Source organism: Erwinia artemisiae (genome assembly GCF_051400835.1).
In the GTDB taxonomy this organism is placed as follows: domain Bacteria; phylum Pseudomonadota; class Gammaproteobacteria; order Enterobacterales; family Enterobacteriaceae; genus Erwinia; species Erwinia aeris.
Genome location: NZ_JBLFFM010000001.1, coordinates 475,130 through 495,855, shown reverse-complemented (window position 1 = coordinate 495,855; position 20,726 = coordinate 475,130). Strand labels below are relative to the sequence as shown.

Genomic DNA, 20,726 nt, shown 5'->3' with positions numbered 1-20,726 from the left:
ACGTATTTCAGCTATGCCAATGGCTGTATCACAAAATTTTTTCGCTTAAACCTGGCAGGGAAGGTAATAGTTAAAGACAGATATCCAAAGAATAATAAATAGCCGGTGGCACATGAGCCGGGCAAAATAAAATCAACCCAATGCCGAACTTTCTCAGTAAACGATGGGCCATAACGTTTTCCCTTTTGTCTCGCCTGTATGGCACTTCTCTACCTTATTACGCGCAATACAACCTTGTTGCTAAGTGCTGTGCCGCATCCTTTTCGCTCTCATCCTTGCAAAGGCACGCTTTTTTCCATCGAAAACTGGCAATCCCGTCGTACGGCTTTTAGCCGCTACAGAGCGAGCCTTTCTGCTTTGCCGGTTCATCTTATGGTTTGTAAGCTGGCTGAGTTACCTAAAATAGTTACAACATACATTTATTTTCAATATCAATAACCCCAAATAGACACCGAGCAGCTGGCGCTTAGCAGAGGCTTAATGCGCTTCTTTTGCTTACCCATAAGCCTTCCTGGCAGACAAGCCTGAAGGATCCTTAAGGACAGGGCAGGGGAGAGAACGCGCGCGACAGCGAGATGTTAACCAGGTTTAGGTAGGTGATCGGAGGGGATGCCATCCAGCAAAAGAGGCTGTCTGACAGGGGATCGTAAATCATCGGAAAAATCATTTAGCGTCATTCACGGGAAATAATTTCTATAAGAAAGAGAGCGGCTACCGTAAAAGAAAACTATCTTAGCGGAGTATTTTAATTATGAGAAAAATTTTCGTAGTGAAAAACATATCACCTCATGCATAAACCATGCTGATTGATAAAGCGGTGGAATTTAAAGACGCTGCAATGAAGATCGCCACGTAGGTGGTAAATAAGAAACAGCGTTGCATTTGATTAAAATCAAAAGAATTTTCCTGCTGCGCTTATTTTATCTGGGTTTATAAGAGACTTTTCAAATTTTATTTTCATTAGCCTTTCTCAGTAAAATAAAATATTAACACCTTTTATTTAAAGATAATTCTTGCTGTAACATAGTCCGTAAAAAAACGGAATGATCATTTATTGGTAAGTAATGGTAGTTTTACAGCCTGCGGCCGGTTGGCTAATAAAACAAAGGGGGCCATTTTTAGCCGTATGCTGCGTTTTTATCAGGCTGAGCCAGGGACAACTTCAAGACGAACTACTGGATGGCCGCTGGCTACAGCGTTTTTTATTGCTGTAGATAAATCGCCCGAGCGTCAGGCACAGCGCCTGCATGGCCGCTTTCTCTTTCTCCCTGAACTTTTGCTGCCTGGCGATGCTCATTTTTTACGCCTGAGGCGGCGTTTCGCAAAAATTATCAACAGAATTAGGGCGTTTCACCGCAACGGTAGCGCTTTTCAGAGCGATTTATACTTTTTTATGCACAGGTAATCCCCATTTTCTGTGGATAAAAGTGGCCAGCAAGCGTATGGTGTGGTCGAAAATTCGACCGGTTGATAAGTATGGCCAAGCTTATAGTATCTTTTTGAATTTAATGGCTAAATACGCTTAAAGCCTTCTTGAGAAAGCTTTACTACTCCAAAACACCCCGTATATGGATAAAATAGCTATGGCTGACTTTTTACGATTTGTGCATACGCCCAGGATAAGCCTGGGGAGCGGCACCTTATCGTAGGTAAATTTTGATAAAAGTTATTATTCAGTAATGTAATGGAAGTATTGTTATAAGTTTCGGTCGGATTTATCAGGCAAAAAACAATAAGATGCTTTCATCTGAATCTGGCAGTGAGAATAAGATTTTTTGCGCGGCGTATCGGTACTCTGCGGGATTAATCTTATTTTGGCTTAGGTAAATACTTAGAACGATTTCTGACAGGGAAAAAGATGAGATGAAAAATTTAATAGTATTGCTGGCATTGGCCGTAAGCGGGTCGGTTTATGCTGATGGCGTGACTACATTAAGAATTGCCGATCAGAAAGGCAATATGCGCGCGCAGCTTGAGGCCTCCGGCTTGCTTAAAAACCTGCCTTTCCATATTGAATGGGCGGAATTCCCGGCCGCCGCGCCGCTGGCGGAAGCGCTTAATGCCGGCGCGGTAGATGCAGGTATTATCGGCGACGCGCCGCTGTTATTTTCCATAGCGGCTGGCTCGCAGGTAAAGGCTATCGCCGTAGATAAATCTGACCCAATTGGAACAGCTATCGTGGTTAATAAGGATTCTACGCTGCACAGCGCGGCCGATCTTAAAGGAAAAAGTATCGGAACGGGGCGAGGCTCTATTGGCCATTTCGTGGCGTTGAAAGCGCTGGCACAGGCAGGGATTAAGGCAGAAGACGTGCGCTTTCGTTATCTTACGCCTGGCGACGCGAAAATCGCCCTGGCCAGCGGCGCGATAGATGCCTGGGCAACGTGGGATCCTTATACCGCGCTGGCGGAAACCTCCGGCATCGGCCGCGTACTGGTTAATGGCCAGGGATTGATCGCAGGTAACAGTTTTCTGGCTGCTACCGACAGCGCGCTCGGCAATGCGGAAAAACGCCAGGCATTACAGCAGTATGTGAATCTTCTGGCCCATGCTGAGCAGCTGGCCTACAACAATATTGACGGCTATTCGGCAACGCTGGCCCATATTATCGGTTTTCCTCAGCAGGCGGTAAAACTCTCATTCAGCCGCAGGAAAGCACACTGGCAGGCTATCGATCCCCAAACGGTGGCTCAGCAGCAGGCAACGGCCGATTTTTATCAGCAGCAGGGGCTGATCGCCAGGCCGCTACGGGTTGAGCCGACCTTTTATCGGGGCATAACCGTAGAGGCCGGTCAGCGTTAAGCTTGCCGATATTTTTCGGCCGGTGCTTACTTCTGCCGTGGCATGGTGCGGAGCAGTAAACAGCGTAATAATCATAGTGCCTGAACGGGCGCTTTAATGGTTTCACGCTTATACTGATAAATTCCTGTCATCCGCGGTAAATCATCCTCCCTGATGCACATTGTGTCGGCTGCCAGCCCGCTGAGTACGCGATATTCTCCGGCGTTATGCCTTTTGACATGGTTTAACTGTCTGTTTCAGTAAAACGGTGCTAATAAGAAATCATTCCTTTCGGAAACTGTTACACTCAAATAACAACAAAAATTCCAGGGATTTATTATGAAAAGCTCCCCGATTTTCGATGGAAAAAAAAGGCGTGCCTTTGCAATGATGAGGGCGAAAGGGATGTGGCACAGCACTTACGCTCCGCCGTGCCATCGTCTTTTGTGGAACCTTGGCTTCGAGGTGGCGCCGCCGCCTTTATCGCCTTTCATGACTAATTTATTCAGCTTTACGATTGTCTATACGCCATTCTGGGGGATCGTGATGTGGTTTGTGTTCTGGAAAGCACAGTATGTGGATTTACTCTCTGCTTCCATAACCATACTGAGCGCAGGCCTGTTGTTTAGCCTTGTGATGTCCGTTTTTCAGCTGTGGCGAAAGAAAGCTAACCACCTGCCTGAATGGGAACAGATATAGCGGCGTGGGTGAGGGAAGCGTGATTGCGCCTTTCCGCCAAATCCAGGCGGCAGGGCGCATCGAGTTCCCCCAGCATTTTTGCCCGACTGAGCCTCATTTATTTTCCTCTGTCAGGCCGTACTCGCGAACGGCTCATCAAAAATCGCCTTCCTGAAAATCCTTTCCCAGCCGTCCTGTTCAAACGACACCGGCGGGGAAGCTTTGTTGCCCTGATTAAATTATTGGCGTTTCGATGGCGGATCTGTCCTGAACCGTACATTTTTCCGGCAATTCTGGTCTGGTTGCGCTACGTGAATTCTGTGGGACGTGCAGGGGTAATATGCTGCAGAATTTACATAGCGCGATCGTTTTTATCGATCCTGATGCTTATAAAATAGCCCGATCCCGATCGCCCTGGATCCCATTATTCTTCTTCAGGCGGATCGCCTGCTTTCCTGGGTTTATATAATGCCCATTATATGAATTTAGTAAGAAAGGATCGCAGCTGTATGTGTTCAGAATGACGCCGTTAACGAATATCGCAACGCTTTGGCTACACGTGAAAAGCGATTTTATTTTATGCGGCGATGCCCAGTCGATCGGCACTTTGCTCTGGTCGATCCCGAACAAAGCGCCGATCGATTCGTCCTGGCAACCGGCGGGAAGGTTGAGAAAGCCGCGCCGTTGCCGGTATTTATTACGGGCGAACCACCGACTGTCGACGCTGATTTTCGCGGAGAAATGCCAGTACCAGCCCCAGCCACAGCAGGCCGCAGGTAAGGTTTACCAGACTGAATCCTCGGCTGCCGACGCTGAAGTAAGAGGCCTTTGCGGCTTCAATTCCCAGAGCAAAAACCAGGATAGTGACCATGCCAACCATTGCCGCCACGCTCCCTTTTCCGGCGCTGCTGGAAAACAGCGTCATGCGGTAAAGCCCGGCGCTGACCAGACCAGTCCCGAAACCGTAAATGCTTAGCCCGGCCGTCAGCCACAGGTAGCTGTGCTCGTTAAGGGTGGTGGCGACCGCCGCCATGGCTAACCCGCTGACGACAGGCCAGGCACCCAGGCGCAGCGGCTGCGCAATAGATACACGGCTGGCAAGTCGGCTTAGCGTGAAATTGCCGGCAATCATGGCCATAAAGACCGGCAGTTGCAGCAGCGCATACCCCATGCGGCTAAGCCCGCTATCATGAATAAGGATCACTGGTGATAAAGCCACCCACGAAAGACAAGGGATAGTCACTAACCCTATTGCCAGGGATCCGCTCATCACCTGACGATCTTGCAGAAGCGCAAAATAGCCTTTACCAATCGACTTCAGCGAGAGCGGTGTTCCTTTGTCGCCAGCGGTTTCAGGCATAGCCTGCCACAGTCCGACCAGCGCAATCGCCGACAGGCCGCCAAACAGCCAGAACATAGTGCGCCAGTCGCCCACCGAGAGAAAAGCAGCGCCTGCCAGCGGCCCGGCTAACGGCGCCAGTAAAGCGACGTTTGCCATCAATGCCATTATCTTCACGCTGAGTGATTCATTAAACGCTTCCTGTACGGCGGCGTAGCCGACCGAGCCGATAAAACACAGGCTAATTCCCTGCAGAAAGCGCAGTAACACAAATTGTTCAATGCTTTGTACCCAATGCGTAGCCACACAGGTGAGCATAAAAAAAGCCACGCCGGAGAGTAATACCGGACGGCGCCCAACCCGATCGGAAAGCGGCCCGAGCAGCCATTGCAGCATCAGGCCTCCGATAAGATAGGCAGTCAGTGAGGTGGAGACCCACTCAGGGCCGACGGCAAATTCCTGGGTGACCAGCAGCATGCCGGGCTGGATCATGTCGTGGGCTATATAGGTTGCAAACTCAAATAACACCAGCGACAGCGGGAAAATCAGGTGTCGGCGAGTCAACTGCGATAGGGGGTGATAAAGAGCCATCTGTATACTGTCCCGGAATAAAAAAAGGAAAACGCGGCCGCCAGAGCGGTCGCGTCAGTAAAGCTTTTGTTAAGGCAAACAATGGGGTCGTTAACGCCAGCGCGCTATCGGGTTGATCAGCGTTCCGGCAAATTTAAGATTTTCAGCCGGATCGGAGAGATTGATCATCTGTTGATTATTTGCCAACTGCAGACGATTCAGACAGGAGCGGGTAAACTCCGGCGCAAACATGTCGTAGCGAGAAAATTTCTCTGCGAATTGAGGATGTGCCTGTTGATAGTCTTTAACGCACTGTGCCACTGCCTGCCAGAATTCTTCCTCCGGCAAGGTGCCCGATTCATGCAGGATCGCACTGATAAAGCGGAAGATGCAGTCAAAAACATCCGTAAAGATCGATAACAGTTTGAGGTTTTCCGGCACGTCCACCGCCAGTCGCTGTACCTTGTCAGGGAGAACCGCATCGGGATCCATTACGGCAATTTCTTCGCCGATATCTTTCATACAGGCGCTAACCGGAACATTGTTTTCTAACAGCATAATCAGGTTTTCGCCGTGCGGCATAAATACCAAATCGTACTGATAAAAGCAGTGCAGAAGGGGGCTGAGATAGCAGGTCAGATAGCGTGATACCCACTCTTTAGCCGGTAAACCGGAATCGGCTATCAGTGCCGGCAGCAGGGCTTGCTGATGATGGTCTCTGTGCAGGAAAGACGCCATAGTCATCAGACGCTGGCCGGGCTTCAGGCTGGCGGCCGGGTTATCCCTCCACAGCGCGGCAAACATCTTTTTATAAGCGGAATCGCCCTTGATAGCCTGCTCGTAATAGCGGTTGTGATAACCCACTGCCGCCACTTCACGCAGGATGCGAAAATCGCAGCGTTGCAGCCATGCATCACCGACAACCAGCTTTTCCAGCCACTCGTTAATCGCTGGCGTGGTAGCCATATAGTAAGGCGACAGGCCGCGCATAAAACCCATATTAAGCACGGACAAAGCCGTTTTAACATAACGTTTGCCGGGCTGGCTGCGATTAAAGAAAGTGCGAATAGACTGCTGGGCCTGATAGCTATCGTCGCCGCTGCCCAGATAGACAATATCGTTATTCGCAATATCTGCCGCAAAAACGGTCAGCAACTTGTTTTGCCACTGCCATGGATGAACGGGCATGAAAATGTATTCATCAGCCGACAGCCCTTTTTTAATCAGTTGCTGGGTAAAGTGCTCCACGGTTTTTTCCCCCAGCTCATCGCGCATCAGCTGCTCGTAGCTCAGGTTGCTCAGGCTGGAGAAATGGGCATTGCGTTGGTGAACCGCTACCCAGATGAGCCTGACAGGCGTAGCGGCCTCTGGCGCAAAAGCAAGATAGTCACGGGCATCAAAGCCAATACGGCCATTGTTGGCAACAAAGCAGGGATGACCTTCGGTCATGGAGGCTTCAACAGTCTGGAAATCCGCTTTTACCAGCGCCTGACTGTCAGGCTGGTTTTTTTGTAGCTTGAAAACGCTGCTGCACAGCGTGCTGCTAATCTCTTCCATATATGTTGCCAGCAGCGCCTGTGGGATGCCAATCTGTTGGTTAAACTCAACGATAAACTGCAGCGCATCCAGCGGCAGAGCACGACCATTCTCCTGTTTGCTCAGCGACTCAACCTCAATTTCCCAATGATCCAGCGCAAGGCGCATCGCCCGGAAATGATAAGTTAATTCGCTTCCCGGTACGGACAACATATAGCGGCAATCACCCGTTTCAACAGGCGTTACGATTTTTTCATGAGCAAATTCGGCAATAGCTTTGCGGATCAGCAAACGGTTAGCCTGGGTCCAGTTATCGCACGTCAGATGAGCGCCGTTCAGCAGTGAGGTCGTTTCAGTGGTCATATTCAGCTGTTCCTGCAGTAGAGCGTGTTGGTAATCTTCCCGCTGGCAAAAGGCCAGCCAGGCCGTTTTGTGTCCCATATCAATGGTTTGCTGATAACGAAAACCCGCACGCTTGTTTAGCACATGAATTTTGTCGTTACGTACGTCTGGCTCAACCACTACGCGGTTCACTTCCGGTCGGCTGAACATGTAATCCATCACCAGGGTGAAAACCTGCCAGCTGAAATCCCTGACCGGCTGGCTGGCAGGGGCGATCAAAATATGCATGCCATAGTCGTCCGGCGCGGCAGGATAAAACTTACCTACCTCATCGTCGCTGGCGCGGTAGCATTCGATCAGGAACACAGGCCGATCGTCGCAACAGCCGATCAGCGCTGCGTGCGGATCGGAGGACGTTAAATCCTGGTAAAAAGCGGCAACCTGCTCAGGGCTATGTGTCTGCATCCCCCAGAAGCGCGCATATTCACGCGTAACCCAGCTATGGATCAACACAGCGTCTTCTGCGCGCATAGGCCGGAGGCTGAACGTGCCGGCCGGACGGTCGGCGCTAAAAATTGTAGGCGATGACATGTTATCGCTCCGTTTGTGCAGGAAAGGTCTGGAAGGCAATTTGCCGTTCGATCGGATAGACTTCTCGCCCGGTCAGCTCACGCAGCAAAACCGAGTTGCGATAGCAGGCCATACCCAGATCGGGCGTTACGAACCCATGGGTATGAAGCTCGGCGTTCTGCACAAAGATCTGGTTATGCTTATCGATACTGTAGTTGCGCTGAACATCATAACGACCCTTTTCATCCCAGCGCAGACGCTGAGTCACGCCTTCAAGAAACGCCGGCGGACGATACTGATAGCCGGTAGCCACAACCAACCCTTCGGTGCGCCGGGTAAATGTGCAATCCTGCTCCTGCTGATGCAGCGATAGTTCGAATTCTCCCTGCGGCAGCCAGCGCATATCCGTCAGCGCCGAGTGGGTAAACAGATTCACGTCCAGTTCGCCGTCAAGCTGCTTGATGTACAGCAGATCGTAAATGTCGTTGATAAGACTGCTGTTGATACCTTTATAGAGGTTCTTATGGCGGGCATTCAGTTCGTCGCGCTTGCCCGGCGGCAAATCATGGAAATAGTCCACCCATTCAGGCGAGGTCATCTCCAGCGTCAGTTTGGTATATTCCAGCGGATAAAAACGCGGCGCGCGGGTGATCCAGTTGAGCTGGTAACCAAAGCGATCGATTTCAGTGAGCAGATCGTAATAAATTTCTGCGGCGCTCTGTCCGCTGCCCAACACGGTTATCGAACGTTTTTTCTGCAGCTCTGCTTTGTTCAGCAGATATTCGCTGGAATGCGTAAGGCGCTGGCGGTGCGGAATACTACATTCGGGTAACCAGGCGGTAGGGCCCGTGCCAAGGATCAGACGGCGCGCGAACCATTCATGCCGTGTGCCGCTGCGGGTATCGGTGGCGGAAATACGGTAGGCGCCCGTTTCTTCGTCGTAGCTGACATAATCAACATGCGTATTCCAGCGCAGATTGCTGAGTCGCGAACAGGCCCACTGGCAGTACTGATTATACTCTTTGCGCATCAGGAAGAAGTCTTCCCGAATATAGAATGAGTATATCTTTCCTTTTTCCTTCATGTAGTTAAGCAAACTGTAAGGGCTGGTAGGATCGGCCAGGGTCACCAGATCGGCCATAAAGGGCGTTTGCAAATGCGCGTTTTCCAGCATCATGCCGGTGTGCCAGTCAAATCCCGGATTCCGATCGAGGAAGAAGCCGTTCAGGCCTTCAACCGGTTCACTAAGACAGGCCAGCCCCAGGTTGAAAGGGCCAATACCAATACCGATAAAATCGTAAACAGTCTTATTCATTTTAACGCTCTCACTGGTTTGCCGGGGTCAATAGAGAAAGCCGCATCTGCTCCCGCCCGTAATACGCAATCAGGCTGACCACGTCTTCGAGGTCAGCAGGGGTGGTGGTGGGATTTAACAGGGTAAATTTCAGATACTGACGTCCTTCTACTTTGGTACCGGCAACGACGGCATTTCCGGAACGGAACAGCGCCTTACGAATCGCTACATTAATGTCATCAATTTGTGCCTCGCTCATCGCTGACTCGGGAACGTAGCGGAAAATCTGCGTGGTCAACTCGGGCGCATGGAGCACCTCGATAGCGGGATGTTGGTTCAGCAGCTGATGGGCGATTTGCGTCAGGTTGATAATGCTGTCGAAAGCTTCGCCCAGCATGCGCGGCCCCATGATGCGCAGCGTCAGCCACATCTTCAGGGCATCGAAACGACGCGTAGTCTGAATGCTTTTATTGACCAGGTTTGGCGTGCCTTCCTGCTGGGCGCTTAACGGATTAAGGTAGTCAGCATGGTGGGTAACGTGCTTCAGATGTTTGCGGTTACGCACGAAGAAAGCGCCGCAGCTGACGCTTTGAAAGAACGATTTGTGATAGTCGACGGTCACCGAGTCGGCCTGTTCAATACCGTTCAGGCGGTGGCGATGATTTTCTGATACCAGCAGGCCGCAGCCATAGGCAGCGTCAACATGCATCCATAAGCCGTGATGTTGGCAAAGGCCCGCTATCTGCTGAAGCGGATCGATACTGCCAAAATCGGTGGTGCCGCTGGTGGCAACAACGGCGATCGGGATTAATCCCTGTTCATGGCAGCGCAGGATCTCCTGTTCAAGCTGTTTCGCGTCCATGCGGTAATGTGCATCGTAATCAACGGGGATAACGGCGTCATAACCCAATCCAAGGATCGCCATCGACTTTTGAATGCTGAAATGGCTGAGTTTTGAAGTGAATACTCGCCACTTAGCAGCATCTTCAGGCAGCCCCCGCTGTTTAATAAGGTGGCCGGGATGATGGGCTTCACACCAGCTGTCTCGTGCCAGTAGCATGGCCATCAAATTAGACTGGGTGCCGCCGCTGGTAAAAATCCCATCCGATTCAGCAGGCAGGCCAATACGGCCCAAAGTCCAGTCAATAACTTTTTGCTCAATCAGCGTGCCGCCTGCGCTTTGATCCCAGGTATCTACCGAGCTGTTTACGGCGGCCATGATCTGCTCAGCCATAAGAGAAGGCATGACCAGCGGACAGTTGAGATGCGCCAGGTATTTAGGATGATGGAACCAGACAGCGTCACGGAGGTAGAGCTGGCTAAGCTCTGCCAGCGCCTCTTCGTTACTGCCCAGCGGGCGATCCAAATCGACCTCGCTGAACGCTGTGGCCAGCTCATGGGGAAGGATGCCGCTAAATGGCTTCTCAACGGCCTCCAGTGTTCTGGACATTAGCGCCAGCACGTCCTGGGTTTGCTGATTCCAGGCAGGCAGCTGCTGGTTATTGAAAATGTATTTTTCAGGGCTGCTAACATAACCGACAGCAGAAGAGGGGACTGATTGAGCGAATGAGCGTAAGACCATATTTAGTTCCTGTACTTTAAGACGCAAAGACTCTGCCTACGTAAACCAGGCAGGATTACCAGCTCGAAAATTCCAATAAAAATCAAGAGATGCAAAAAGGAGAAACACCTTAAAAAAACAGGGAGTCATGCTTACTCGTTGTAAAGACAATATCCCGCGTGCAACCCATAGGTTAAATTACTGTTAACAGCTTTTGTTTGAATGCGATTATAAATAACAATCATTATCATTCAACATTTTTGGTGGTACAAATCACCCGTCTCACTATCTGATGCTAAAAGTGTGATGCAAATCACATTAAGCGGCGGTAAAAGACGGTTTTTCTTAGGAATAATCTGAAGGAGAAGGGCCGGAAGGACGGTGAGGGATAAGGCCGTTTTGAACAATTCGGGCATAAGTGCACAGAGCATGCGACAAACGCGGCCTGGTACTGTCGAAATACACCTGGCAAAGCGGCGTGTTAAACGATCGGGCGAAAACGGAAAAAACCAGCGGGTGATACGAAGTCGGTCAGCGCGTTCGCAGCCGCTGAGCTGAGTTCAGGAATGTTCATCTTTGCGGGAGAGGGGGCGCTTCGCGTGTTGGCGGCAGCGTTCAGAGCAATATTGCACTTCGTCCCAGCACTTCTCCCATTTTTTACGCCATGTCATTGGCTTATTACAATATTTGCAGAAACGCACCGGCAACGTTTTTTTATTGCCTTTAAATACTTTCATTTTTTCATCCGCTTTTACCGGTTAAGACGACTTGCCCAGATCGCGTAGCCGCCATTCCAGCCACTGATCCAGCTCTGCCTCTGGCAACGGCCTGGCATAAAAATAGTCCTGTTCCTGGTTACTGCCATATTCTGTTAACGCCGTATCCGCCTCCCCATTCTCCACCAGTACGGTGTAATCCAGCTCCTTCAGCATGGTTACAATACTGCGGGAAATGATCCGTGAAGAGGTATCCGAGGAAATATTTCGGATCAAAGATCGATCGATTTTTATTGCATCACGTGGCATACGTCGCAGATAGCTGATATTGCGGTAGCCTGTGACAAAATCATCCAGTGAAATACCAAACCCCCTGAGTTTTAACATTTCCATCCCACTCAGTGCCGCCGGGTTCTCAAGCATACGTTCGGTTTCGAGGCATTCAATGCCGAGCAGGGCATTAGGCAGTTTCTCTTTCAGCATTTTATTTTCCAGCATGGTAGCAAAGCCTTTATGCGAGAAGTCGCGTGCGCTGACATTAATGATTATCGGTAACTGAATATGGCTGTTTTTCAGTCTTGCCAGCCGGCTAATCACGCGATCTGTCATCCAGTTCGTCAGGACGGATAATAACTGCCCCTGTTCAGCCTGTGGGACAAAAAAAGCAGGAGAGAGCTCGCCCCGAGTGGGGTGGCGCCAGCGGATAAGCGCCTCCAGCCCGACAGGCTTACCGCTGTGCAGACAAATTCTGGGCTGCCAGGCCAGCCATAGCCCCTGGCCTTCCCGCAGCGCAGAAGCCAGATCGCTGATCAGCGCAGGATCCTGCGTATGCCGTTCATTGACCACCTCAACAAAATGGAGCGATGACAAACCGCGTGCGATAGCTTCATGCAGCGCGCTGACTGCGCGGCGGAGTATCTCCTGGGCAGCGACCTCCCCTGGAATAAAGTCCGTCTCGCCCGTAAAAATTGTTAGCGCGATAGCAAGACCGTCGCCCAGATCGACGCTAATTCCCTCCAGCTTTTCGATGACCCGCTCAGCGCTGAGGTGGCTGCCCTGACGTGTCAACAGGGCAATACGGCCGGTGGCAACCGTATAAAGCCTGTCACCTGCTGCCAGCCTCAGACGGAGTGGCAGCAGCGTCGCCACATCTTTAAGCAGATTTTCTACCGGCCCCATGCCCATTGAGCGTGCAAGTTCGCAGGCGCGAGGCATATCAATACAGTCAATAATGATTAACCGACGCGACGTCTGATTCTCTGCTGCGGTCAGGTTTTGCAGATCCTGGATAAGGCGCTGACGATTAGGCAGAGCGGTAACCGGATCGGTAAAACTGGCGGAATTTAATGCTTCAAGGAAAGAGATCACCAGGGCAGCCAGCATTCTGAGCGTGGTAATTTGGCTGGCGCTAAAAGGATGGGGCTTCGTGTCGGTTACGCACAGCGTGCCGACCACAATCCCTTCGCTATTTTTTAGCGGCACGCCAGCGTAAAAGCGGATATACGGCGCCCCGATGACCAGAGAATGAGTGGCAAACCGAATATCGAGCAGGGTATCAGGCACCACAACCGGATTATCGCTGTCTACCACGTGACGACACAGCGACTCTTCGCGAGAAGAGTGTGACAGGGAAAAATTGTGGGAAGCGCGAACGTACTGAGTATCATCATCCAGTACGGAGATAAAGCTACCCGGAATGCCCAGCGTCTGGCTGGAAAGCTGAACAAATTTCCTGAGCACCTCATCCCTGCTTTCATCAGCGCTAAGGAGAGCCTGTAATGCACGGAGACGAGGGCCGTTATTGCTGTCACTGTTTATAATCATTGGGGCCTCAGCGCCAGCCTGACTCTGGTGCAAATTAAGCATTAAAATAAAGCGGGGAAAATATAACGAGTTAGAAGTATATTGCCGCAAAAAAATAGATCTACTTTAAATCATAGCCCTGACAGGGGGTGTGTGTCACTTTTAATTTCTTTAATGAAAAAATCACGCCTTATCGATATAACAATTGAATCACAGGTGTCTTTTCCTTTTTTTCTCGGGCAATTGAAAAAAAAGAGATGCCGTTTGATTTAAAATCTGAGGCAGGCGCTTTTGCTCTGGGAAATGCCAGAATTACCGTGGTTTTAACATTACCGGCAATAAAATTCATTTTTAACACCGCGACTCCGGCTGGGTAATTTTTCTATTTTTTGTGGGTACATCCGGCAGGCCTTAGGGCACGCTAAGTCAGGCATAGCAGATGCGTACAATAACCAAGGAAAAAGGGAATTTTATCAATCAGGCTAATCAATAACCGGCCAGGCTGGGAGTATAAGGCCAAATTCTGATTACATCGTTATCGTTTTGGGACCAGTGTCGATCCCAGCGACGCCTACGCTGCGGCCAGCAAGGGCCCTGAACGCCAAAGGATTGGCAAAAGATCGGGCATTGTGTTTCGCCGTAAATTCAGAGACTATTCGCGCGCCGTTTTTATCAGATAAGATATCGCCTGCATGATAACTATTTCTCAAATAAAGCATTTTATAAAAAGATTCTGGCCGCGCCCGGTGGTAGTGGCACCCCGCCAGATAATCCTTTCCAGCCTGGGGGCTTTCACCGGTTTGCTGTTCGCCAGCCTGTTCAGCCACTGGACGCTGGGCGAAGTTAACGTCTGGTTTATTGCGCCAATGGGTGCCTCCGCCGTTCTGCTGTTTGCTGCATCTAACAGCCCGCTGGCTCAGCCATGGTCAGTAATAGGTGGTAATTTTGTATCAGCATTAACCGGCCTGACCGTCGCGCACTATATTGAACAGCCCGTGATTGGGGCTGCACTCGCTGCTGGCCTGTCCGTGGTGCTGATGTTTAAGCTGCGCTGTCTTCATCCCCCGGGCGGCGCAATAGCGTTGACTGCAGTGATGGGCAGCCACGCGGCAGGAATGAGTGGCTACCATTTCGCTTTTGTCCCGGTGCTGCTTAATTCAGTCTCGCTGACGTTTGTGGCCATCCTTTTCAATAATCTGATCGGTCGTCGTTACCCGCATACGCTTTCTGCCGCTGAAACCTTGCCAAAACCCGTACAGATGGATGTGGCCATTTCACGGCAGGATCTGCACGAAGCGTTAATGAAAGGGGAGTTCCTTGATATAGATGAAGAGGATCTACAGCAGGTGTTACAACAGGCCGAAAACATTGCGTTAGCTCGCCAGGCAGGAAAAATGGTGATCCACCAGGCTGCTTCAGAAAGAAAAAGCTAAGCATCGGCCATCCTCTTTGTTTGACAGGCTGAGCTGAATTCTCAGGCTGTCACTCCCGCTTCTGCCGCCAGCGTTTTGCCGGCCGTAAACGCCAGCCTGGCCAGATAACGAGCCGCCGGAAAGAGGGCGTTATCATCAACGCGAAATTCAGGATGATGCAGTGGCCAGGGGCCGCCGGAGCCGACCATCACAAAGGCGCCAGGGATCCGCTGCTGATAGAAAGCAAAATCTTCGCCTATCGGGCTGGCCGCAACGGTACGCGCTTCCAGCCCGCTGGCGCTGGCCTGTTCAAGCGCGAAAGCCGCCCAGCGCGCGTCGTTGCTAACCGAAGGCGGCCCCGGCTGCCAGTCCAGGCTGAGTTCTGCATTAAACGAGACGGCCAGGCCGCTAAGCAGCTGGCGCAAGCGGCGTTCGAGCAGGGCGCGGCTTTCGGCGTTAAAGGTGCGCACCGTGCCCTCCAGCCATGCCTCTGCCGGGATCACGTTCCAGGTCGTGCCGCTGTGGATCTGCGTTACGGAAACCACGGCGTTTTGCTCGGAGGGGAGATTGCGGGCGATCAGCGTTTGCAGAGCGGTAATCAGCTGGCCGGCAATCACGATCGGATCGTTGCCTTCATGCGGGCGCGCGGCGTGGCTGCCCGTGCCGGTAATGCGGATGGCGAAACGGTCAACGCCTGCGGTCAGCGCGCCCGCTTTGCAACCCACCACGCCGACCGGCAGGCCTGGGTCGTTGTGCAGGCCGAAAATGACGCTGGCTTTATCCAGCGCGCCGCTCGCCAGTACGGCTGGCGCGCCCTGGCCGGTTTCCTCGGCGGGCTGAAACAGAATACGCACGCTTCCTGCCAGCTGGTCGCACTGTTGCTGCAGCAGGATCGCCGCGCCCAGCACTGCCGAAGCGTGGAAATCATGGCCGCAGGCATGCATCACGCCCGGCGTTTGCGAGCGGAAAGCCAGGTCGGTCTGTTCCTCAATCGGCAAAGCATCGATATCGCCGCGTACCACCACCAGCGGGCCTGGCCGATCGCCGCGAATTTCCGCAACCAGGCCTGTCGCCAGCGGCAGATCCAGCACGGTAATATCGTGGTTAGCCAGCTGCTCGCGCAGATAAGCCGTGGTGGCGACTTCCTGACCCGAAAGTTCAGGGAATCGATGCAGATGGTGGCGTACCTGGTGCAGATAATTTACAAGTTGCGTCATAATGCTCTCCCGGTTAGCCAGCGACTCTGTAGGACGGGACTTCATTTATGGCGTTGCCCCTGGCGCGCCAGGCTGCGGCGCCGCTTATTTAGCGGCTAAAAATGCGCCGCGCCGGCTGAGATAACAGCCGCCCCGTCAGGCTGGCCAGAAAGCCTACCAGCCTTCAGGAGATTGCCATAGTTGGATTCCGGTAAAGCACACTCGCTATTCAGAAAATGCAGACCTCGGCACGATCCGTTTAAAGCGCCGCGTTATCAACGATCTGTCTGTCGCTGATGTTATACAGCGTGGCGGTGGCAGCCAGCACCGACTGCGTCTCCTGGCCCGGCTTATGGGATTCCACATGGGTAATATGGTAACCGACCGCGCCTGCGGCCAGCGCCTTTTGCACCAGCGCGTCGTGGAGATCTTCCAGCGAGGTTGCCCAGCTGACTTCCGTTACGCCGAAAGGCGCGATCGAGGCTTTTTCCCGCTGAGACAGGCCTGAGCGAACCAGCACCGGCTCGATCGATTTCGCTGAAAAAATAGAGAGCACATCCTGAACTAACGCTTTCATAACTTCACTCCTCATTAAGGTCGCCCGTGGCGCACAGTGTTACGCATTTGGATTTATTGTTAATAAAAAGTAAACCTCAGGAGCTATACAACGCCTTTCCGCCACGTTGTATTTAGCTATTGCTGCTAATCAGGCGTGGAGAAATCTTCGTTCACATTTAAAGGCGATCCGCAGGAAGTTATTTGCATTCCATTACATGTGCCAGGGCGGAGAAGGGCTGACGCTGCCGGGGAAGGGGCTGCGCTAACCCTGAGGCGACCCGCTGGCAGGTCTACGCTTTCGGCTTACCCGAAGTGCATCGACTACCAGAGAGAAGGCGGGTGAAGGCTGTTTCCGGCTGGGATAATAGAGGTAGTAGCCGGGAAAAGGCCTGCACCACTGCTCCAGCACACGGATCAACCGTCCCTCTTCAATATGATTGCCGAACTCTTCTTCGGGTAAAAAAGCGATGCCAAGTCCTGCCAGCGCTGCGGCAACAATGTGTTCAGAAGTATTGAAAATAAGCTGGCCGCTGACGCGTACGTTCAAATCGCCGCCGTCCTGAGTATAGCCCGCCAGAGCGAACCATACGCTGGTTAATGCAGGCGTGCTGCGTGAGATCATGAGGCGTTTCGGGAAGAGGGTAACGTGTAAAATACTCCGGCGTTGCCACTGCGGCCATGCGTAGCTCAGGGCCGATGGGTACCGCGATCATATCTTTATCTATGGTATCGCCAAGCCGCACGCCCGCATCGAACCGATCTGTGACAATGTCACGAAATCCGTGATTGGCATCAAATTCGAGGGTGATGTCAGGATACTGGCGCAGCAGCGGCGTCAGCTTTGGCAGTAGCGTACTGTGCAAAACGTTGGGACCGCAGGTAATGCGAACCGTGCCTGCTGGCTTATCGCGCATCTCGGTAAGCATATCCAGTTCGGCTTCGATTTCATCGATACGGTTACCTATGGTCAGCAGTAAACGCTCGCCGGCCACCGTTGGCGAGACGCTACGGGTCGTACGCGTAAGCAGGCGAATTTGCATACGCTCCTCAAGTGCGGAAATCGCCTGGCTGAGAGCAGGCTGAGTCACGCCCAGTCTCGCGGCGGCGCGGGTAAAGCTCTTTTCACGCGCGACGGTAACAAAATAGAGTAGGTCGTTCAGGTTGCGTTTCATCAGGTGCAGATCTCAATCATTGATAAGCTGTAGTTATAAACCTATTAAGCATTCATTAGCTAGTAATGCTGTGCGCCACCTGTAAAATTTCCTCAGGCCAGCATCGAGAATGAATCAACGCCGCGTTTTTCTGTGCTATTCCCGCGAGTCGTTTTTAATCCTGATGACTATAAAGCGTTTTGGCGATAGCGGCTTGCTTCATGTAAATATTAATAAAAGCTATTGAGGACTCTCCAGTGAGAATATTAACCTTGTTATTAGGGCTGGCAATCAGCTCGTTTGCTGCAACCGGAGCCGATATGTCTGACGGCGCAGATAACTTTTATAAAAGCGATAAGGTTACCCGTCAAAAGGTGATTTTTAAAAATCAGTATCAAATGAACGTGGTCGGTAATTTATTTATGCCGAAAGGGATGAAGCAGGCAAGTAAAAATCCGGCTATCGTTATTGGTCATCCTATGGGCGCGGTAAAAGAACAAAGCTCAACTCTTTACGCCCAAAAACTGGCGGAGCAGGGATTCGTCACGCTGGCGATAGACCTCTCTTTTTGGGGCGAAAGCGAGGGGAAACCCGGCCATCTGATTTCTCCGGAAATCTATTCGGATGATTTTAGCGCCGCCGTCGATTATTTAAGTACGCAACCCTATATTAATGCAGAAAAAATTGGCGTGCTGGGGATTTGCGGCAGCGGCAGCTTTGTTATCAACGCGGCCAAAATAGACCCGCGTATGAAGGCCATCGCGACGGTCAGCATGTATGACATGGGGGCCGCTTTCCGTAATGGATTGCAGCATGCCGTAACGCCTGAACAGCGCCAGGCATTTATCAAAACGGCAACGGAACAGCGTCTTGCTGAATTTAAAGGCGGAGAAACGGTCTATATTCCAGGTACGGTGAACAAGCTTGACGATACAACGTCTGCTATTCAACGGGAATTCTTCGATTTCTACCGCACATCACGCGGTGGTTATACGCCGGAGGGCGAGAAAGAAGCGCTGACGACAAAACCGATGCTGAGCAGCATCGGAAAGTTTATGAACTTCTATCCGTTCAATGATATTGACACCATTTCGCCACGTCCGATGCTGTTTATTACCGGCGATAAAGCGCATTCCAAAGAATTTAGCGAAGATGCCTACCAGCGTGCCGGACAACCGAAAGAATTATATATCGTACCGGGCGCGGGCCATGTCGATCTGTATGACCGTACCGATCTTATCCCATTTGCTAAGCTGACCTCATTCTTTAAAAATGCCTTAAAATAATATCTGAAGCCGCATCCTGAAGGGTGCGGCCAGGCATCCCGCTAAGGTTAACCGCTAATTCAGCGCTAAAATCCGTAACGCATTATCGTAACGCATTGAAAATTATAATAAAAATATCTTTATTTTGTTTTTATCCTGTGCCAGCATTTGCCTGAATTTTCATCATAACGGCACAGGATGGCCCCAATGCAAAACAGTACGCCTACACCGCACGACGCAATCTTTAAAACGTTTCTGTCCAACACGCTCCACGCTCAGGATTTTCTGGAGCTGCATCTGCCTGAGGAACTGCGTGAAATCTGCGATCTGGACACGCTCAGGCTGGAGTCGGGCAGCTTTGTTGAAGACGATCTGCGAGCCTGCTACAGCGATATCCTTTACTCACTTAAAACCACCCGTGGCGACGGCGACGGCTACGCCTATATATTAATCGAACATCAAAGCTCGCCAGACAGAATGATGCCTTTTCGTCTGCTTCGCTACGCTATTGCGGCCATGCAGCGGCATATGGACGCCGGTCATAAAATGTTGCCGCTGGTAATACCGGTGCTGTTTTACCAGGGCGGCCGCTCGCCTTATCCTTACAGCATGAGCTGGCTGGATCTCTTTAGTGAACCCAGGCTGGCAGCAAAACTCTACGGCGGCCGTTTTCCGCTGGTGGATATTACCGTTATCCCGGATGATGAAATTTTAAAGCACCGCCGGGTGGCGCTGCTGACGCTGCTGCAAAAACATATTCGCATTCGCGACCTGCATGATTTGTTTAATGAAATAACCCAGCTGATGCAGAGCGACGAACTGAGCGGACAACAGCAGGCCGCACTGATAAACTATATGATTCAGGCAGGAGAGACGCCCGATGTAAAAGGATTTCTCCACGAACTGGCACAGGCACTGCCGCAGCATAAGGATGAACTGATGACCATAGCAAAAAGACTTGAAGAGATGGGCAGGGAACAGGGATTACAGGTGGGACTCGAACAAGGCCGCAGTCTGGGACATCAGGACGGCGAGCGCGAAGCCAGCCTGAAAATCGCCCGCACCATGCTGGAAAAAGGATTCGATCGCGCAGCCGTGATGGAAGTGACCGGACTGTCAGAGGACGATCTTCGGCAAATTAAGCACTAACTTTCCTGCTTCCAGCTCCGCCGCCGGCAGCTTACCGGCGGCGTTGTACTGTTCAGACAATAATAAACTCGCGATAGCCCGAAATAATCACGTAAACCGCGAAATAGCTGAAGATTATGGCAGAGGCCATATAGGAATATTTCAGCAGACGAGCACCCAGCAGCCTGCCGCCGAAGCTGCCTACCAGACATAAAACGCAGGTCCAGAAGACGCCCGCCAGGAAAAAACCGCTCAGAAACCAGCCCGAATCCGTTGTGCTGTGCTGCCCCATACGAGAAATCAGCGCGCCGCCGACGGTTGCGAACCACAGGATTGCCGTGGGGGAGGACATAGCCAGCAGCACGCCGCGGCCAAACTCGTTGCGTAGCGGCCTGGCCTGCTGCGGCTCGTCAGTACGCAGTTCACCCTGACGACGAAACGCGGCCAGCGCCATTTTCAGCGCGAACCACAGCAGCATCGCGCCGCCGCCAATCCACAGTACCCAGCGCACCGCGGCAAACTGTAACAGCACCGTCATACCGGCCAGCGCCAGCAGCGCGTACGCCAGGTCGCCCACACAGGTGCCGATCCCAAGCCAGAAGCCATAAAAATAGCCGCGCTGCATGGCCAGCGTGATCATAGCGATATTGGCGATGCCGATATCCAGGCAGAGCGACAGGCTGAGAAAAAAACCGCTGGAAAATTGCATCACGAAAGCGTTCCTTATAGCCGATCCGCGGCCGTCATCAGACGGTGTAAAGCATGATTGCTCAACAGAAACAAAGTATCCTGGTTATTCATAGCGTTAAAAGGAAAAGTTGCGCCG

The 20,726-nt window shown here is 51.8% G+C and carries 16 protein-coding genes and 1 pseudogene; 5 read left to right on the top strand and 12 right to left on the bottom strand.

Annotated elements, in window-relative coordinates:
- Positions 1-1,162: 1,162 nt before the first annotated feature.
- Complete coding sequence (locus ACMGEE_RS02380; RefSeq protein WP_301250822.1) at positions 1,163-1,297, bottom strand: hypothetical protein; 135 nt, start codon at positions 1,295-1,297, stop codon at positions 1,163-1,165.
- A gap of 566 nt (positions 1,298-1,863) precedes the next feature.
- Here ACMGEE_RS02380 and ACMGEE_RS02375 point away from each other — a divergent pair.
- The gene (locus ACMGEE_RS02375; RefSeq protein WP_253454164.1) at positions 1,864-2,802 is read left to right on the top strand and encodes an ABC transporter substrate-binding protein; all 939 of its coding nucleotides are present in this window, start codon (positions 1,864-1,866) and stop codon (positions 2,800-2,802) included.
- Between the two features lie 318 nt (positions 2,803-3,120).
- The gene (locus ACMGEE_RS02370; protein ID WP_253454162.1) at positions 3,121-3,480 is read left to right on the top strand and encodes a DUF6404 family protein; all 360 of its coding nucleotides are present in this window, start codon (positions 3,121-3,123) and stop codon (positions 3,478-3,480) included.
- A gap of 676 nt (positions 3,481-4,156) precedes the next feature.
- Here ACMGEE_RS02370 and ACMGEE_RS02365 read toward each other — a convergent pair.
- The 7 genes from ACMGEE_RS02365 to ACMGEE_RS02335 form a co-directional block, all read right to left on the bottom strand.
- Entirely contained in the window at positions 4,157-5,389 is a 1,233-nt protein-coding gene (locus tag ACMGEE_RS02365) for an MFS transporter (RefSeq protein ID WP_253454161.1), read from the bottom strand.
- A 90-nt stretch (positions 5,390-5,479) separates the two neighbouring features.
- Positions 5,480-7,837: a GNAT family N-acetyltransferase gene (locus tag ACMGEE_RS02360; RefSeq protein WP_301729551.1), complete on the bottom strand. Its 2,358-nt coding sequence runs from the start codon at positions 7,835-7,837 to the stop codon at positions 5,480-5,482.
- Position 7,838: 1 nt separating this feature from the next.
- Entirely contained in the window at positions 7,839-9,131 is a 1,293-nt protein-coding gene (locus ACMGEE_RS02355; RefSeq protein WP_253454157.1) for a lysine N(6)-hydroxylase/L-ornithine N(5)-oxygenase family protein, read from the bottom strand.
- Positions 9,132-9,141: 10 nt separating this feature from the next.
- Positions 9,142-10,692 (bottom strand): pyridoxal phosphate-dependent decarboxylase family protein, encoded by a 1,551-nt coding sequence (locus ACMGEE_RS02350; protein WP_436829604.1) that lies wholly within the window; start codon positions 10,690-10,692, stop codon positions 9,142-9,144.
- 539 nt (positions 10,693-11,231) lie between these two features.
- On the bottom strand, positions 11,232-11,408 hold the full coding sequence (locus ACMGEE_RS02345) for a DUF2256 domain-containing protein (RefSeq protein WP_253454153.1): 177 nt from the start codon (positions 11,406-11,408) through the stop codon (positions 11,232-11,234).
- Between the two features lie 21 nt (positions 11,409-11,429).
- Positions 11,430-13,211, bottom strand: coding sequence for an EAL domain-containing protein (locus ACMGEE_RS02340; protein WP_436829603.1), 1,782 nt, complete (start codon positions 13,209-13,211; stop codon positions 11,430-11,432).
- Between the two features lie 169 nt (positions 13,212-13,380).
- The gene (locus ACMGEE_RS02335) at positions 13,381-13,548 is read right to left on the bottom strand and encodes a hypothetical protein (protein ID WP_301250817.1); all 168 of its coding nucleotides are present in this window, start codon (positions 13,546-13,548) and stop codon (positions 13,381-13,383) included.
- A gap of 334 nt (positions 13,549-13,882) precedes the next feature.
- Between ACMGEE_RS02335 and ACMGEE_RS02330 the strand changes: the two genes are divergently transcribed.
- A complete protein-coding gene (locus ACMGEE_RS02330) occupies positions 13,883-14,623 on the top strand; it encodes an HPP family protein (RefSeq protein ID WP_253454148.1) in 741 nt (246 codons plus the stop codon).
- Positions 14,624-14,664: 41 nt separating this feature from the next.
- Here the strand turns inward: ACMGEE_RS02330 and ACMGEE_RS02325 are convergent, their stop codons facing one another.
- The 3 genes and pseudogenes from ACMGEE_RS02325 to ACMGEE_RS02315 form a co-directional block, all read right to left on the bottom strand.
- Positions 14,665-15,819 carry an amidohydrolase gene (locus tag ACMGEE_RS02325; RefSeq protein WP_253454146.1) on the bottom strand — a complete coding sequence of 385 codons (1,155 nt, stop codon included), beginning with the start codon at positions 15,817-15,819 and terminating at the stop codon, positions 14,665-14,667.
- Between the two features lie 238 nt (positions 15,820-16,057).
- Complete coding sequence (locus ACMGEE_RS02320; protein WP_253454144.1) at positions 16,058-16,375, bottom strand: YdgH/BhsA/McbA family protein; 318 nt, start codon at positions 16,373-16,375, stop codon at positions 16,058-16,060.
- 243 nt (positions 16,376-16,618) lie between these two features.
- Positions 16,619-17,528 (bottom strand): annotated as a pseudogene (locus tag ACMGEE_RS02315) (LysR family transcriptional regulator).
- A gap of 299 nt (positions 17,529-17,827) precedes the next feature.
- Between ACMGEE_RS02315 and ACMGEE_RS02310 the strand changes: the two are divergent.
- Both ACMGEE_RS02310 and ACMGEE_RS02305 read left to right on the top strand, forming a co-directional pair.
- The gene (locus tag ACMGEE_RS02310) at positions 17,828-18,793 is read left to right on the top strand and encodes an alpha/beta hydrolase (RefSeq protein WP_394148673.1); all 966 of its coding nucleotides are present in this window, start codon (positions 17,828-17,830) and stop codon (positions 18,791-18,793) included.
- 186 nt (positions 18,794-18,979) lie between these two features.
- The gene (locus tag ACMGEE_RS02305) at positions 18,980-19,921 is read left to right on the top strand and encodes an Rpn family recombination-promoting nuclease/putative transposase (RefSeq protein WP_436829602.1); all 942 of its coding nucleotides are present in this window, start codon (positions 18,980-18,982) and stop codon (positions 19,919-19,921) included.
- Positions 19,922-19,973: 52 nt separating this feature from the next.
- Here ACMGEE_RS02305 and ACMGEE_RS02300 read toward each other — a convergent pair whose 3' ends face one another.
- Positions 19,974-20,612 (bottom strand): LysE family transporter, encoded by a 639-nt coding sequence (locus tag ACMGEE_RS02300; protein WP_436829601.1) that lies wholly within the window; start codon positions 20,610-20,612, stop codon positions 19,974-19,976.
- Positions 20,613-20,726 lie beyond the last annotated feature (114 nt).

Excerpts from the sequence above, each read along its gene's own strand:
- ACMGEE_RS02380 (WP_301250822.1), bottom strand. The coding sequence starts at position 1,297 with ATGAGCATCGCCAGGCAGCAAAAGTTCAGGGAGAAAGAGAAAGCGGCC.
- ACMGEE_RS02375 (WP_253454164.1), top strand. The coding sequence starts at position 1,864 with ATGAAAAATTTAATAGTATTGCTGGCATTGGCCGTAAGCGGGTCGGTT.
- ACMGEE_RS02370 (WP_253454162.1), top strand. The coding sequence starts at position 3,121 with ATGAAAAGCTCCCCGATTTTCGATGGAAAAAAAAGGCGTGCCTTTGCA.
- ACMGEE_RS02365 (WP_253454161.1), bottom strand. The coding sequence starts at position 5,389 with ATGGCTCTTTATCACCCCCTATCGCAGTTGACTCGCCGACACCTGATT.
- ACMGEE_RS02360 (WP_301729551.1), bottom strand. The coding sequence starts at position 7,837 with ATGTCATCGCCTACAATTTTTAGCGCCGACCGTCCGGCCGGCACGTTC.
- ACMGEE_RS02355 (WP_253454157.1), bottom strand. The coding sequence starts at position 9,131 with ATGAATAAGACTGTTTACGATTTTATCGGTATTGGTATTGGCCCTTTC.
- ACMGEE_RS02350 (WP_436829604.1), bottom strand. The coding sequence starts at position 10,692 with ATGGTCTTACGCTCATTCGCTCAATCAGTCCCCTCTTCTGCTGTCGGT.
- ACMGEE_RS02345 (WP_253454153.1), bottom strand. The coding sequence starts at position 11,408 with ATGAAAGTATTTAAAGGCAATAAAAAAACGTTGCCGGTGCGTTTCTGC.
- ACMGEE_RS02340 (WP_436829603.1), bottom strand. The coding sequence starts at position 13,211 with ATGATTATAAACAGTGACAGCAATAACGGCCCTCGTCTCCGTGCATTA.
- ACMGEE_RS02330 (WP_253454148.1), top strand. The coding sequence starts at position 13,883 with ATGATAACTATTTCTCAAATAAAGCATTTTATAAAAAGATTCTGGCCG.
- ACMGEE_RS02325 (WP_253454146.1), bottom strand. The coding sequence starts at position 15,819 with ATGACGCAACTTGTAAATTATCTGCACCAGGTACGCCACCATCTGCAT.
- ACMGEE_RS02320 (WP_253454144.1), bottom strand. The coding sequence starts at position 16,375 with ATGAAAGCGTTAGTTCAGGATGTGCTCTCTATTTTTTCAGCGAAATCG.
- ACMGEE_RS02310 (WP_394148673.1), top strand. The coding sequence starts at position 17,828 with ATGTCTGACGGCGCAGATAACTTTTATAAAAGCGATAAGGTTACCCGT.
- ACMGEE_RS02305 (WP_436829602.1), top strand. The coding sequence starts at position 18,980 with ATGCAAAACAGTACGCCTACACCGCACGACGCAATCTTTAAAACGTTT.